The organism is Parafrigoribacterium soli, assembly GCF_040227235.1.
GTDB classification, from domain to species: Bacteria; Actinomycetota; Actinomycetes; order Actinomycetales; family Microbacteriaceae; genus Parafrigoribacterium_A; species Parafrigoribacterium_A soli.
In genome coordinates, this window is record NZ_JBELNZ010000001.1 from 676,246 (window position 1) to 690,407 (window position 14,162).

At 67.4% G+C, this 14,162-nt stretch carries 16 protein-coding genes and 1 tRNA gene; 7 read left to right on the top strand and 10 right to left on the bottom strand.

Annotation, left to right across the window (positions count from 1 at the left end):
• Positions 1-32: 32 nt before the first annotated feature.
• The 5 genes from ABUA37_RS03290 to ABUA37_RS03310 form a co-directional block, all read right to left on the bottom strand.
• A complete protein-coding gene (locus ABUA37_RS03290) occupies positions 33-782 on the bottom strand; it encodes a pyrimidine reductase family protein (protein WP_349897687.1) in 750 nt (249 codons plus the stop codon).
• Positions 775-1,608, bottom strand: coding sequence for a dihydropteroate synthase (folP, locus tag ABUA37_RS03295; RefSeq protein ID WP_349897884.1), 834 nt, complete (start codon positions 1,606-1,608; stop codon positions 775-777). The genes ABUA37_RS03290 and folP overlap by 8 nt, the downstream gene beginning before the upstream one ends.
• A gap of 101 nt (positions 1,609-1,709) precedes the next feature.
• Entirely contained in the window at positions 1,710-2,939 is a 1,230-nt protein-coding gene (locus ABUA37_RS03300) for an NAD(P)/FAD-dependent oxidoreductase (RefSeq protein WP_349897688.1), read from the bottom strand.
• A gap of 36 nt (positions 2,940-2,975) precedes the next feature.
• Positions 2,976-3,626, bottom strand: a complete 651-nt coding sequence (gene folE / locus ABUA37_RS03305) for a GTP cyclohydrolase I (RefSeq protein WP_349897689.1) — start codon at positions 3,624-3,626, stop codon at positions 2,976-2,978.
• Positions 3,623-4,057 carry a hypothetical protein gene (locus tag ABUA37_RS03310; protein WP_349897690.1) on the bottom strand — a complete coding sequence of 145 codons (435 nt, stop codon included), beginning with the start codon at positions 4,055-4,057 and terminating at the stop codon, positions 3,623-3,625. Before ABUA37_RS03310 ends, folE begins: the two co-directional genes overlap by 4 nt.
• Positions 4,058-4,148: 91 nt before the next feature.
• Between ABUA37_RS03310 and ABUA37_RS03315 the strand changes: the two genes are divergently transcribed.
• From ABUA37_RS03315 to ABUA37_RS03330, 4 genes are all read left to right on the top strand, one after another.
• Entirely contained in the window at positions 4,149-4,808 is a 660-nt protein-coding gene (locus ABUA37_RS03315; RefSeq protein WP_349897691.1) for a helix-turn-helix transcriptional regulator, read from the top strand.
• A gap of 280 nt (positions 4,809-5,088) precedes the next feature.
• Positions 5,089-5,781, top strand: a complete 693-nt coding sequence (locus tag ABUA37_RS03320) for a response regulator transcription factor (RefSeq protein WP_325519553.1) — start codon at positions 5,089-5,091, stop codon at positions 5,779-5,781.
• Positions 5,782-5,825: 44 nt separating this feature from the next.
• On the top strand, positions 5,826-7,466 hold the full coding sequence (locus ABUA37_RS03325) for a sensor histidine kinase (protein WP_349897692.1): 1,641 nt from the start codon (positions 5,826-5,828) through the stop codon (positions 7,464-7,466).
• 152 nt (positions 7,467-7,618) lie between these two features.
• Positions 7,619-7,909: a WXG100 family type VII secretion target gene (locus ABUA37_RS03330; protein ID WP_349897693.1), complete on the top strand. Its 291-nt coding sequence runs from the start codon at positions 7,619-7,621 to the stop codon at positions 7,907-7,909.
• A 66-nt stretch (positions 7,910-7,975) separates the two neighbouring features.
• Here ABUA37_RS03330 and groL read toward each other — a convergent pair whose 3' ends face one another.
• The 5 genes from groL to ABUA37_RS03355 all read right to left on the bottom strand — a co-directional run bounded on the left by groL (position 7,976) and on the right by ABUA37_RS03355 (position 12,883).
• Entirely contained in the window at positions 7,976-9,604 is a 1,629-nt protein-coding gene (gene groL, locus ABUA37_RS03335) for a chaperonin GroEL (protein WP_349897694.1), read from the bottom strand.
• A 120-nt stretch (positions 9,605-9,724) separates the two neighbouring features.
• Positions 9,725-10,798: a DUF3048 domain-containing protein gene (locus ABUA37_RS03340; protein ID WP_349897695.1), complete on the bottom strand. Its 1,074-nt coding sequence runs from the start codon at positions 10,796-10,798 to the stop codon at positions 9,725-9,727.
• 64 nt (positions 10,799-10,862) lie between these two features.
• Positions 10,863-11,387 carry a LytR C-terminal domain-containing protein gene (locus tag ABUA37_RS03345; protein WP_349897696.1) on the bottom strand — a complete coding sequence of 175 codons (525 nt, stop codon included), beginning with the start codon at positions 11,385-11,387 and terminating at the stop codon, positions 10,863-10,865.
• Between the two features lie 86 nt (positions 11,388-11,473).
• Positions 11,474-11,794 carry a DUF3263 domain-containing protein gene (locus tag ABUA37_RS03350; RefSeq protein ID WP_349897697.1) on the bottom strand — a complete coding sequence of 107 codons (321 nt, stop codon included), beginning with the start codon at positions 11,792-11,794 and terminating at the stop codon, positions 11,474-11,476.
• A 120-nt stretch (positions 11,795-11,914) separates the two neighbouring features.
• Complete coding sequence (locus tag ABUA37_RS03355) at positions 11,915-12,883, bottom strand: DUF2332 domain-containing protein (RefSeq protein WP_349897698.1); 969 nt, start codon at positions 12,881-12,883, stop codon at positions 11,915-11,917.
• Positions 12,884-13,010: 127 nt separating this feature from the next.
• Here ABUA37_RS03355 and msrB point away from each other — a divergent pair, with 127 nt between their 5' ends.
• From msrB to ABUA37_RS03370, 3 genes are all read left to right on the top strand, one after another.
• Positions 13,011-13,433, top strand: coding sequence for a peptide-methionine (R)-S-oxide reductase MsrB (gene msrB / locus ABUA37_RS03360; protein WP_349897699.1), 423 nt, complete (start codon positions 13,011-13,013; stop codon positions 13,431-13,433).
• Positions 13,434-13,440: 7 nt separating this feature from the next.
• Entirely contained in the window at positions 13,441-13,989 is a 549-nt protein-coding gene (locus ABUA37_RS03365) for a nitroreductase family protein (protein ID WP_349897700.1), read from the top strand.
• A 35-nt stretch (positions 13,990-14,024) separates the two neighbouring features.
• Positions 14,025-14,098 (top strand) — tRNA-Thr (locus ABUA37_RS03370).
• Positions 14,099-14,162 lie beyond the last annotated feature (64 nt).

A 14,162-nucleotide genomic window follows, 5' to 3' on the forward strand; every position in this document is an offset into this window, starting at 1 on the left:
GCATCTCGCGGCGCGCGCGGCGCGCGCGGCGGTCAGGCGCGGGTGTAGCGCAGGAGCAGGGTGCCGTCCTCGGCGCTGAGCGCGTGCGCGAGGCGCATCGGGGTCGCGGAGGCGAGGTGGCCATCCGTGATGCGCCGGGCCGTGCCGCCCTCGAGCCGCGCGGAGATCGTGATGCAGAGCTCGTCGATCGCACCGTCCTCGATCATCGCGCCCAACAGGTGCGGTCCGCCCTCGCTGTGCATCTGCGGCAACCCGCGCTCGGCCAAAGCGGAACGCATGAGCGCCGTGTCCACCCGCGTGTCACCGCAGTCGATCAGGTCCGCGACCTCGGCGAGGGCCGCGCGGCGATCGTCCGGAGCCGCGGAACAGGTGATCACGAGCGGCCGCACGGGGGCATCCGTGAACAGGCTGCTCGCCGGGTCGAGGTTCAGCCTCGCCGAGACGATCGCGAACTCCGGATGCGGCGCCAGACCGTGCGATCGGCGCCAGTCCACAGCGGCCTCGTCGAGCAGCGAACCGCTGTAACCCTCGGCGCGCACCGTTCCCGCGCCGACGATGATGACATCCGCGAGCCAGCGCAGCACCTGGAACACCCGCTGATCGGAGGGCGAGCCGAGCCCCTCCGAGAGGCCGTCGTGCGTCGCGGCCCCATCGACGCTCGAGACGAAGTTGGCGCGCAACCATGGCGCAGAACGATCGGCGACCGCATAGCGCGCGGCGAGCTCCTCGTCGCTGAGCGTGCCCGCGGCGGGATCGAGCGCCCGGATGTCCGAGTCAGCCATTCACGGCTCTCCGCTCCTCGAGTCCCATGTTGTGCAGCACCCAGGCCGGAGCCCGCCAGCCGAGCATCGCCTCGGTCATGCGCACCACATCCACCGAGGCCCGCACGTTGTGCATGCGCACGATGCGCGCCCCCTCCATGATGCAGAACACGGCGGCGGCAAGCGAGCCCTCAAGCCGTTGGCCCTGTTCGCGATCGAGCGTCTCGCCCACGAAGTCCTTGTTCGAGACGGCGGCGAGCGTCGGGTATCCGAGTGCGACGACCTCGCGCAGGCGACGGGTCAGCTCGAGCGAGTGGAAGGTGTTCTTGTTGAGGTCGTGACCCGGGTCGACGATGATGCGCTCGTCGGGAATGCCGGCCGCGTTCGCGCGGGCGATGCGGTCGCGCAAAAAGGCGACAACCTCATCCACCACGTCGATGTATTCGGGCGCCGGCGGCTCTGCCCGCGGCGGTTGCAGGCTGTGGGTGAGCACGAGCGTCGCGTCAGAGGCTGCGACAGCGGATGCCATGCCCGGGTCCCACAGACCGCTCGTGTCGTTGATAACGGAGGCTCCGGCCTCGATGGCGGCGGACGCCACCGCGGCGCTGAACGTATCGACCGAGATCACGACGTCGGATCGCACCGCGATCGCCTCGACCACGGGCACGACTCGCTCGAGTTCCTCGTCGAGCGTCACGACGGGACCGCGACCGAACGGCACCCCGCCGATGTCGACCCAGTCGGCGCCCTCCTCGGCCGCCGCGAGGGCTGCCGCGACCGCCTTGTCGAGCGCAAACGTCGCGCCCTTGTCGTAGAACGAATCGGGCGTGCGATTGATCACCGCCATCACCGCGACCTCGCGGTCAAAATCGAACTCGCGGGCACCGATCCGTCGCGTCACGTCAGCATTCCTCCAGCTCGAAGAATAGCCCAGCTACGAGCACCGGATCAGAGTTCCTCGAGCGGCACCGACTCGTCGGCCAGTCGCGCCGGATCGATCTGAGCTCCCTCGCGGATGATGCGCTGCACCTGCTCGTTCACGTCCCAGACGTTCACGTTCATTCCCGCGACAACCCTGCCGTCGGCCACCCAGAACGCGATGAACTCGCGGCCATCGCGGTTGCCGCGATAGACCACGCTCGCGCCGCGGGTGAGCGGGCCGTAGCCCGAGTACTCCATGCCCAGGTCGAACTGGTCGGTGTAGAAGTACGGGATGTCGTCGAAGCTGACCTCCTGGCCGAGCATCGAGCGCGCGGCGGCCGCACCCTCGTTGAGCGCGTTGGCCCAGTGCTCGCTGCGCAGCCTCTGGTTGATGAGCGGATGCATCGCGCTTGCGATGTCTCCCGCCGCGAAGATGTCTGGGTCGCTCGTCGCGAGCGACGCATCCGTGAGCACGCCGCCGTCGACCTCGAGACCGGCCTCCTGAGCGAGCGAGACATTGGGCACAGCGCCGATGCCGACGAGCACCACGTCCGCGGGCACGACCTCGCCGCCCTCGAGTTCCACGCCGGTTACCCGACCGCCCTCGCCCACGATCCGCGTCACGCCGACGGAGGGACGCAGAACGACGCCCTTCTCCTTATGCATGTCGGCAAACATGGTTCCGAGCTCGTCGCCGAGCGCGTTCGCGAGCGGAATCGGGTCACGCTCGAGAATGGTGACCTCGTTGCCGAAGCCGCGAGCCGTCGCGCCGACCTCCATGCCGATCCAGCCCGAGCCGATGAGCACGAGCTTCTTGTCGCCCGCGCGCAGTTCGGTCTGCAGCGCCTCGGAGTCGTCGATCGTGCGCAGGTAGTGCACGCCGCCGAGGTCCGCTCCCTCGATCGACAGGGTGCGGGGAGCAGAACCGGTGGCGAGCAGCAGCTTGTCGTAAGCGACCCTGTCGCCGGTGGAGAGCGTCACCTCGTGCGCGGCACGGTCGATCTTCGTCACGCTCGTGCCGGTGGTCACCTCGATGCGGTTCTCGGAGTACCACTCCTTCGGGTGCACGTACACCGCATCCAGCCCGTCTGAGCCGGCCAGGTAACCCTTCGACAGCGGCGGACGGATGTAGGGCTCGTGCGCCTCGCCCGCGACGATGCGGATGCTGCCGTCGAAACCCTGCTTGCGCAGTTCCTCTGCGGCGGATGCCCCCGCGAGGCCGCCCCCCACGATGACGAAGTTCTGTTCTGCGGACATGCGTGCCTCCCGGCGATAGTTGTTCTGTACTCAGTCTTACGCGTTGTGTGCGGCCGTGGACATCCGAGTGCCGGATGTGAAGAACCGGTCTCGCAGGCCGGCGTCGTCGGCAAGGCTGCCGAGGAACGTCGACGTCACGGTGGTGGCACCGGCCGATTGCACGCCGCGCAGCGACATGCACAGGTGCTCGGCCTCGAGCACAACGCCGATACCACGGGCATCCAATTGCTGCTGCAGGTAGTCGGCGACCTGCTTGGTCAGCCGTTCCTGCACCTGCAGGTCGCTCGCGAAGAGCTCCACCACCCTGGCGAGCTTAGAGATGCCCAGGATGCGGTCACCGGGGATGTAGCCGACGTGCGCGACACCGCGAAACGGCAGCAGGTGGTGCTCGCAGAGCGAGTGAAACGGAATGTCCCGAACGAGCACCAGCTCCTCGTAGCCCTCCTCGTTCGGGAAAGTCGTCATGCTGAACTCGCGCGGGGTGAGCATCTCCAGCAGGCTGGCCGCGACCCGGCGCGGGGTATCCGCGAGGTGCGGCCCGGTGACGTCGCGACCGAGAGCGGTCAGCAGGTCGACGACCGCGGCCTGTGCCCTGGCCAGGTCGACGCCGGACTCACCATCGACGAGCGTCAGCAGCGGCGCATCCGAAACGGCGAGCCGTTCATCGGAACTCAGTGTGAGGCTCATTTTGCGCGAGGGTTTGCGACGGCGCTGTAGCTCAGCCGGAACAGCGCGAGAGCGGCGACAAAGAGCCCGAAGTCACGCAGGGCGACGTCGAAGTAGCCGGGCAGCACCAGCAGGTTGATGATGATGCCGGCGAGCCACGCTGCCACGACCAGCGCGCCCCAGCGGGGTGCGAACAGCACGAGCAGTCCGGCGGCGATCTCGACGACGCCGACGATGTACATGAACTGCTGGCCGGAGATGGGCACGACGTCCGTAACTGCGGGAGCGAGGTAGCTCGGCCAGTCGGTCAGCAGGTTGAAGAACTTATCGAGACCGAATGCGATCGGCGCAATGGTGAATACCGTGCGCAGGAGCATGAATGCCTGTCTGGCCGGATCGGCCTTGAGGATGGATGCCCTGTCCGACACGACGCTGGATGCGGTGGTAGTCATCGCCTGTCCTTTCCAAAAGTTGTCTTAGCTGACTTTAGAAGCACGAAGATTCTTTTGTCAAGATTCACCGTTTTAGAGTTAGCATGGGTACATGAACGAGGAAACGACGAGGCAACTCTCCGCGCTCGCTGCCATCAGCGACCCGGCCCGTCGCGCCCTGTTTGATTTCGTCAACCGCAGCACGGAGGCGGTGAGTCGCGACCAGGCCGCCGCGGCCCTTGACATGCCTCGCGCCACCGCCGCCTTCCACCTCGACCGCCTCGTGGAAGAGGGCGTGCTCGAGGTCGAGTTCCGCCGATTGAGCGGTAAGACCGGCCCCGGCTCGGGGCGCCCGAGCAAACTGTACAAGCTCGGCCAACGCGACCTCGAGGTCTCGATCCCCGAGCGCCACTACGAGCTGGCCGGCGAGCTCCTGGCCTCGGCAGTGGAGGAGGCCGATCGCAGCGGCGAGGGAGTGCGCACCGTGCTCACGCGCGTCGCAACCGAGACCGGTCGGCAAATCGGCGCGGCCGCCGGGTCCCTGCGGCTCGCCCTGGAGAACACGGGCTACGAGCCCTGTGACGACGGCGACGGTGGCATGATTCTGGCCAATTGCCCGTTCCACCGCCTCGCGACCAGCCACACGGATGTCATCTGCCACGCCAACCTGGGCCTCCTGCAGGGGGTCGCGGACGGTGCCGGCGACTCCGAGCACGGCATCCTGTTCGACCCCCAGGCCGGTCACTGCTGCGTGCGGATCACGCCGGCCTGAGCACCCACCGCCAGCACGATCGTCAGCGGGGGGTGACCTGCGCTCCGCAGCGCCAGCAGGTGGCGGGCAGTTGCCCCTCGACCAGGGCTCCGCACTCGTCGCAGACGTGCTCGATCCAGCACACCGGGTCGCCCTGGGAGGTGAATTCGTGGTCCCCTTCGACCTCCATGCTCACTCCCTTCTCCCGCACTCCAACGGTCAGAATCAGTGTGCACCCGGCGCACAGCCCGGGCAAGAATGCTCCCAGCAAGCGTTCAGCTAACGCGCAGATACTGGCTGCATGAGCGATGGACCAAGGATTCTGATCGTCGATGACGAGCCCAACATCCGTGATCTTCTGACCACGAGCCTGCGCTTCGCGGGCTTCGCCGTGCGAGCGGTCGGCAACGGGGCGCAGGCCATCTCGGCCGTTCTCGAGGAGGAGCCGGACCTCATCATTCTCGATGTGATGCTGCCCGACATGAACGGCTTCGGCGTGACCAAGCGACTGCGCGCATCCGGCTACACCGCGCCCATCCTCTTTCTCACCGCGAAGGATGACACCGAGGATAAGATCACCGGTCTCACTGTGGGCGGCGACGACTACGTCACCAAGCCCTTCAGCCTCGACGAGATCGTCGCGCGCATCAAGGCCATCCTGCGCCGCACCATGCAGGATGAAGAGGATGCGATCATCCGCGCGGGCGAACTGACGATGGACCAGGACACGCACGAGGTCACGATCGGTTCCGAGCAGATCGAACTCAGCCCCACCGAGTTCAAGCTGCTGCGCTACCTCATGCTCAACCCGAACCGGGTGCTCTCGAAGGCGCAGATCCTCGACCACGTCTGGGAGTACGACTTCAACGGCGACGCGGGAATCGTGGAGTCTTACATCTCCTACCTGCGCCGCAAGCTTGACCAGTACTCCGAGGAGCCGGTCATCCAGACCAAGCGCGGTTTCGGCTACATGCTCAAAGCAGCACGGGTCTAGCCCGGTGCAGGCACTCGCCAGTTTCACCGCATAGCCTTGCTCTCGTGCACGAGCAATTGAGCGATTGGTGGGGCGCGGTTTCCCTGCGCACCAAGATCACCGGCGTCACCGTGCTGCTCGTGACACTCGGGCTGCTGGTCGCCGGAATCGGCACAATGACGGTGCTGCGCAGCTACCTCCTCGCGCAGGTCGACAGCAACATCAGCGCCGCCGCAAAGCCCATCACGATCGTGACGCCCACCGGCGACACGACCTGTCAGCAAGACACGGGCCCGTATAAGTACTTCTTCGCCGTGCTCGATGCCGACGGCAACGTCATCTGCACCAACCTGTCCGACTCCACGCCCAAGCCGGTGCTCGGGCAACTCACCATGAGCAGCGTGGTGAGCGCGCAGCGTCAACCACAAACGGTGTGGGACACGGAGCACGAGCGCCAGTGGCGCATCGTGGCGTTCGTGGGCAACGTCGAGAGCTCGCCGACAAACGTCGTGGTCGTCGTGGGCGAGAGCCTCTACAGCAGCAACGCGATCATCAGCCAGTTCACCGTGATCTTCCTCGGATTCGGACTCTCGGTCGTCATCCTGGGCGCTGCGCTCACGCGCCTGCTTGTTACCTCCACCTTCGCCCCGCTGCGCGAGGTCGAAGCGACGGCCGCAGCCATCGCGGATGGTGACTTCAGCCAGCGACTCCCCGGCGCGACCCCGAACACCGAGGTCGGTCGTCTCAATCGATCTCTCAACACCATGCTCGGACGCATCGATCGAGCCTTCGCCGATCGCGCCCGCACCATCGACCAGATGCGGCGGTTCGTGGGCGACGCGAGCCACGAGTTGCGCACGCCCCTCGTGTCGGTTCGCGGCTACGCCGAGCTCTATCGCATGGGGGCCCTGCAGAAGCCCGAAGACGTCGGTCAGGCGATGGAACGCATCGAGAAGGAAGCGATTCGCATGGGCGAGCTGGTGAGCGACCTGCTCGAACTCGCCAGGCTCGACGAGGCGAAACCGCTGCAGCTCGCACCCGTCGACCTGCTGCCCATCGCGCGCGACGCCGCCCTCGACGCCATGGCGTCCTCGCCCGGCCGCAAGGTCACGGTCGTCGTCAGCGAACCAGAGCCGGATGCCGTGGCCGAGCCCACGGTCGCGGCAGGTCCGCCTGTCCGGGCCTCCACGCCCACCGGCCCGATCGCGTTCGCGGGAGCGCAACTGGCGCGACTGCGGTCTCGTCGCGCCCGGCCGACGACGCAGCCCGCCCAGACCAGCACCCAGCTGAATGTCGTTCCCGAGGTGGTGCTGAGCGTTCCCGCCGTCGTGCTCGCGGAGGAGAACAAGATCCGCCAGGTAGTCACCAATCTCATCGGCAACGCGATGCGCTTCACGCCGGACGACAGTCCCCTCGAGCTCGGCGTCCACGTGGATGCGAAGCGCGGAGTCGCCGTGCTCGACGTCATCGACCACGGCCCCGGCATCCCGCCGCAGATCCGCGAGAAGATCTTCCAGCGCTTCTGGCGCGCCGACACCTCCCGCACCCGGGAGACCGGTGGCAGTGGTCTGGGGCTCGCCATCGTCTCCGGCATCGTCGCCGCGCACAAGGGCGAGGTCACGGTCGTCGAGACCCCCGGCGGCGGAGCCACCTTCCGCGTAACCCTGCCGCTGCTCCCCCGCGAGTCGTCTCCGCTTCCGGCCTGATCTCCCGCGTTCTGTCTGGTTACTGGACAACGCGGTGCCCCACTCCCCCTCCCCAACCCGCGCGCTCATGGCGTTGACCCCAGCGGGCCTCTCCGGCCACGCTCGGCGGGGCGCACCTGCGTACTGTCGGCGACACGACGAGTGGAGGAATCATGACCAGGTACCAGGTAGACAGCGAGGCCGTTCTCGGCGCCACGAACGCGGTGCGCAGTTCGATCGGCCGCATCCAGGCGGAGGTCGGCGGCCTGCACGGGCAGTTGGTGAGCCTGCAGGACTCGTGGTCCGGGCAGGCGGCGAACGCGTTTCAGGCGGTGGTCACCGACTGGAAGTCCACCCAGCAGCGGGTGGAGGAGAGCCTGGATGCCATCAACCGGGCCCTGGGCCAGGCCGGCCAGCACTACGCCGACATCGAGTCGGCCAACGCGCGGCTGTTCTCCCGCTGATGCGGCGGTGAAACGCGAAGCGGGGCGCCTCCCGAAGGAGGCGCCCCGCTCGTCAGTACGACGGACTTAGAAGTCCATGCCACCGGTGGGGTCGCCGGCCGGAGCCGCAGACTTCTCCGGCTTGTCGGCCACGACGGCCTCGGTGGTGAGGAACAGGCCCGCGATGGATGCCGCGTTCAGCAGCGCCGAGCGGGTCACCTTCACCGGGTCGTTGATGCCCGCAGCGAGCATGTCGACGTATTCGCCGGTTGCCGCGTTGAGACCCTGGCCAGCAGGCAGGTTGCGCACCTTGTCGACGACAACGCCGGGCTCGAGACCCGCGTTGAGGGCAATCTGCTTGAGCGGGGCGTCGATGGCCACGCGCACGATGTTCGCGCCCGTTGCCTCGTCACCGGTGAGACCGGTGACCGATGCGCCCTCGAAGGCGACCTTGCCGGCCTGGATGAGCGCGACACCACCACCGGCGACGATGCCCTCTTCAACGGCGGCCTTCGCGTTGCGCACTGCATCCTCGATGCGGTGCTTGCGCTCCTTGAGCTCGACCTCGGTCGCGGCACCGGCCTTGATGACTGCAACGCCACCGGCCAGCTTGGCCAGGCGCTCCTGCAGCTTCTCGCGGTCGTAGTCGGAATCGGTGTTCTCGATCTCGGCACGGATCTGCTTGACCCGACCGGCGATGGCGTCGGCGTCGCCGATGCCCTCGATGATCGTGGTCTCGTCCTTGGTCACGACAACCTTGCGGGCGCGGCCGAGCAGGTCGAGGGTGGCGTTCTCGAGCTTGAGACCGACCTCCTCGGAGATGACCTGGCCACCGGTGAGGATGGCGATGTCCTGCAGCTGGGCCTTGCGACGGTCACCGAAGCCCGGAGCCTTGACGGCAACGGACTTGAAGATGCCGCGGATCTTGTTGACGACGAGGGTAGCGAGAGCCTCGCCATCCACATCCTCAGCAATGATGAGGAGCTGCTTGCCCGACTGGATGACCTTGTCAACGATCGGCAGCAGGTCCTTGATGTTCGAGATCTTCGAGTTGACGATCAGGATGTACGGGTCTTCGAAGACCGCTTCCTGGCGCTCGGGGTCGGTCACGAAGTACGCCGACAGGAAGCCCTTGTCGAAGCGCATGCCCTCGGTCAGCTCGAGCTCGGTGCCGAACGTGTTCGACTCCTCAACGGTGACGACACCCTCCTTGCCGACCTTGTCGATCGCCTCGGCGATCAGCGCGCCGATCTCGGTGTCGCCGGCAGAGATGGATGCGGTAGCCGCGATCTCTTCCTTGGTCTCGATGTCCTTGGCACCGGCAACCAGTGCGGCGATGACCTCGGCTACGGCCTTCTCGATGCCGCGCTTGAGGCTGATCGGGTCGGCACCGGCCGCGACGTTGCGCAGGCCTTCGCGAACCAGAGCCTGGGCGAGCACGACCGAGGTGGTCGTTCCGTCGCCTGCGACGTCATCCGTCTTCTTTGCGACCTCCTTGACGAGCTCGGCGCCGATCTTCTCGTACGGGTCGTCGAGCTCGATCTCCTTGGCGATCGACACACCGTCGTTCGTGATGGTGGGGGCGCCCCACTTCTTCTCAAGCACGACGTTGCGGCCGCGTGGGCCAAGCGTCACCTTGACTGCATCGGCCAGGATGTTCAGGCCGCGCTCGAGGCCGCGACGGGCCTCTTCGTTGAAAGCAATGATCTTTGCCATGTGTGTTTCTCGTCCCTCCCGGACGTCAGGAAATTGCAACAGCTTTGGCACTCACAACATAGGAGTGCTAATAGATTCTGGCACTCTACCCCTGAGAGTGCAAGTGAACGGAGCGAGCGCTCAGGATGCGGCGGGCGCCGTGATCTGCACCGCACCGGCGTGGGGCACGAGTTCGATCCAGGTGTTGCCCGGAGCCAGTCGAATCGTGACGCCCTGGTCGTCCACAAGGTGGATCGGATCGGTCGGCGAGCCCTTCGACCAGGTGGCGTGCGAGGTGCCTCCGCCGGTCGAAACCCAGGCCTCTCCGCCGCCGATCATCTCGGTGCGCGGCACGTTGGTGTCGTTGGTCACGGCCACCCGAAGCACGACCACGTTGGTCGCCGAGAGCTGCGTGCCGGTCGCGTCCAGGTCGGCCTTGCCCGCCTGCGTGCGCAGCAAGTGCTTCTTGCCCGCGTCGTAGGACCAGGAACCCGAGATGAGGTTCGAAAACTTATAGGAGAGCGTGGCGGTGGGGGCGCCATCCTTGGTCGCCGTCGCCGACGGCACGTCGAGCGAGTACGCGAACTGCTGCGCCGGGGCGGCGAGATCCTTGTGCTGGGCGAGCAGCTCGCGCGCCTTCACGAGCACGTTGTGCGGTGCGGCCTTGTCTTTGGTGCGAAAGAAGGTGGACGCCGTGTCGGGCTGCCCGTGGATCGCGTTGTAGACGGGAGTCTGGCGCATCAGGTTGACGAAGCGCTGCTGCCCGCCGGAGTAGCAGACGATGCCGCCGAGCGGCGAGATGATGTTGGGATCCATCGGCCGGATGGAGCGCACCGGACCGAGCAGCTCCGGAATGTCGGACTGCCAGACGGCGACGTAGCGCGTGAGCCCGCCTTCGACGAGCTCTTCGAACAGCAGGTCGGTGTGCTCGAGTCCCACCTGGGGGCGCGCATCCGGATGATTGTCGATCTTGGCCGCGATCGAGGCGTTCTTGAGCGAGCCGACGCTGACGGAGGTACCACGCAGCGGGGCGAGCGCGGTGGCCGGCGGCGGCGTGTAGCTCGAGCTGTACCCGGGCGAGGTGGTGGGCTTCGGTTTCGGTGATTCCGACGCGCATCCGGATGCCGCGAACGCGAGGAGCGCCACCAGCACCACGAGGCTGGTCGGCTTCGCGCCGCGCACAACCCGAGTCGTCACTGCGCGCCGATTGCCCATGGGCAGAAGACTAACGGCGGCGAGCCGCCGGGCCGTGCTTGACGGGTGGCGCGCCCCGAAAGAGCTAGGACTGGGGCTTGTAGTCGGATCCGAGCACGACCGTGATGCGGTCATTGAAGTCGGTGCTGAGGCGGATCTCGCCGACCGCGAGCGTCTTCACGAGCGCGCGGGCCGCACCCTCATCCGCGGCGTCCTTGTAATAGACGACCGTCTTCGCGATCGTGCTCTCCGAGGCGTTGGCGCGGGTTCCGAGCGGGCCCGCACCGGTCCAGCCCTGAGCCACGAGGTAGTCGCCGACCTTGGTCGCGAGGCCCTGGGTAGTCGTTCCGTTGAGCACCGTGATCGGCACGGTCGGGTCGAGCTTGGGAGCGGCCGTCGCGGCCGCCTTCGGTGTGGCTGACGCGCTGGGTGATGCGCTCTGCGCCTCGAATGGCAGGTGGATGCGGCCCGGAGTCAGGGTGGACAGCGCGTATAGGCCCGCCACGATGAGCACGAGGGTTGCCACCGCCGCCCAACCGAAGGCGATCCAGCCACGGCCGTTCCTGGCGGGAGCCCGATGCGCGCCGACCCGAAGCAGGTCATCGGGCACAGAGTCGAATCGATCTTTCGGGTAATTCGCCATAACTCTCTCGGTCGCTCAGTTCTGGGGGGTCACGACTGCTGCCGCGTGAATGGTCACTTGCTCCGACCGTTGCCGGGTGCCGCGTCTCCGATGACACGGGCCGAGCGCGCGGAGGTTCGCGCGTCTCTCAGTCGCCTCAAGCGCTTCACCAGCATGGGGTCGCTCACGAGAGCGGCGGGCGAATCGAGCAAGGCGTTCAGCACTTGATAGTACCGGGCGACGGAAAGGCCGAACTCGGAGCGGATGGCCTCCTCCTTCGCCCCTGCGTGCTTCCACCACTGGCGTTCGAAGGCGAGGATGCGCTGTTCGCGCTCGGCGAGGGTCGGCGGCGTCTGGCCCCGGAGGGGTCCGGTCGACTCCGCGTTGGCTGCCACCCCGCTCCTTCCGCACCGTGCGCTGACGTTAGTTCACGCACATCCTAGGCCCGGGTTTCTGCGCGAAGCCCGCACGAGCGTGGCCGGTCGCGCAACTCGCCGCGGTCGCGCAGGCTCGGTTCAGCCCGGCAGCCAGTCGAGGCTCTGGCCGTGGGGTCCGCTCCAGGCCAGCGGATGCTCGTCCAGCGCGAGCACGAAACGCCCGTCACCCTGCGGCAGGGCTTCTTTCACGCGCGGGAGCACGTCGATCCCCTCCAGCGAGAGCCAGTGCGCGCCCGAGGCCGCGCAGAGTTCGCGCACCGCGGCGATGAAGCGCTGGCGCTCGAGAAAGGGAAGGTAGACGAGCACTCCGCTCGTGATGACGACGAGGGGGGCGCCGGCCGGAGCCTGCGCTGCCAGCCCGACCAGGGCATCCGTCGCCTGCCCCTTGACCAGCAGCGGCGCGTCTCGCCTGGCGATGTCCATGGCGGCCCGGATGCGCTCGCGGCGCTCGTGCTCCTCCGGCCAGGCGAGCGTCTCCAGCCAGCGGCGGTCATCCGCATCGGTGACGTCGAGTGGGGCGAGGTCGATGCCCGCGCGCCAGACAACCTCGGGCGCCTGCGGAGGCAACGGAACGTGCCCGTTCGTCGCGCAGCGCAGCAGCACGGTGCTCGAGCCGTCGGCCGGGTCGATGCGCGTGCCATCGTCGTAGAGATAGCTGTAGCGATCGGGGTAGAGGCAGAGTCCGCCGCTCGCGCCGATCTCGAGCAGGGCGAGCGCGCCCGGCAGCGCGGCGAGCGCGGGCAGGAGGGACGCGCAGCGCCCGGGTTCGTTGGTCTGATTGAGGTGGGAGGCGACCTGGGGTCGCACGCGGGCCCAGTTGCCGAGCATCCACTGTTTGAAGGCGACGAAGCCGCCCTCAGGTGCGCCGAGCAGGCGCGCGACCGCGAAGACGAGACTCGGCTGGCGCGTGGTCTCGGGCAGTCGCTCGATGAGGGCGAGCAGCTCCGGGTCGTCGGCGATGCCGGATGCCCAGGCCTCGTAGACGGCGGAGCGGCCGCGAGCCTCGCCCTCGGCGAAGCCGCGGTACCACTCTGCGGTGTTCCTCACCGTGTCGACCTCCACGCCGCGCTGCGAGTTTCGTCATAGTTCGACCCGGAACGGGAGCCCGGTGGAACATTCGCGCCTGGTCGCGAGTTTAATGGTGCGTAAGACGTATTCCTGAGAGGAAGAAACCATGACCAGCACGCCTGGCACCCAGAAGACCCCCGACGTTCAGAAGACCAACGAGCAGTGGAAGTCCGAGCTCTCGCCGGAGCAGTACGCGGTGCTGCGCGAGGCCGCAACCGAGCGCCCCTGGTCTGGCGCGCTGCTCGACGAGAACCGGCAGGGTGTCTACACCTGTGCCGGCTGCGGAGCCGAACTGTTCCAGAGCGGAACCAAGTTCGACGCCGGATGCGGCTGGCCGAGCTTCTACGAGTCGATCAACCCCGACGCCGTGGAGCTCCTCACCGACACGAGCCTCGGCATGACCCGCACGGAGGCGCGCTGCGCCAACTGCGGCGGCCACCTCGGGCACCTCTTCGACGACGCACCGCAGACCCCGACGGGCGCGCGCTTCTGCATGAACTCCCTCTCGCTCAACTTCAAAGAAGACTGACCTCAGGGTGAGCGCGCACGACGCGATCCTCCGCCGCCGGTCCAGGCCGAGGGTGACCACCGATTCCCCGACCGACGAACAGCTGCTGCCGCTCATCACGGCGGCAGCCGGGGCGGCGGACCACGCCGCTCTCCGCCCCTGGCGACTCATCGCCCTGCGGGGTGACGCGCGCCATCGCCTCGGCGAGGCACTCGTGGCAGCCAGCGGCCTGCAACTCGCGGATGCGGAGAGGCTCGCAGCGAAGCCGCTGCGAGCCCCGCTGCTGCTTGCGCTCGTGGTGAGGCACAAACCCAGCTTCAAGGTGACGGACTGGGAGCAGGATGCTGCGGCATCCGGTGTCGCGCATTATCTGAGCCTGCTGCTCGACGAGGCCGGCTGGGGCGTGATGTGGCGCACGGGCGGTCATGTGCGCTCGGAACCGGTGCGCCGCGTGCACGGGCTCGCCGACAACGAGCAGCTACTCGGATGGCTGTACGTCGGCGGTGTGGTCGACGGTGAGAGCGGTCCGGCCTCGAAGAACGCAGTGGATGCGCGCGCGCTGCTGACGTCGCTCTGAGCACCGCGGCCGCCGGTACTATGGGTGAGTTGTTCGCCTCCATAGCTCAGTTGGCCAGAGCACCGCTCTTGTAAAGCGGGGGTCGTCGGTTCGAATCCGACTGGGGGCTCACCGAGATAACCATCGCCCGCCCTTGCAGCGGGGGTCGTCGGTTCGAATCCGACTGGGGGCTC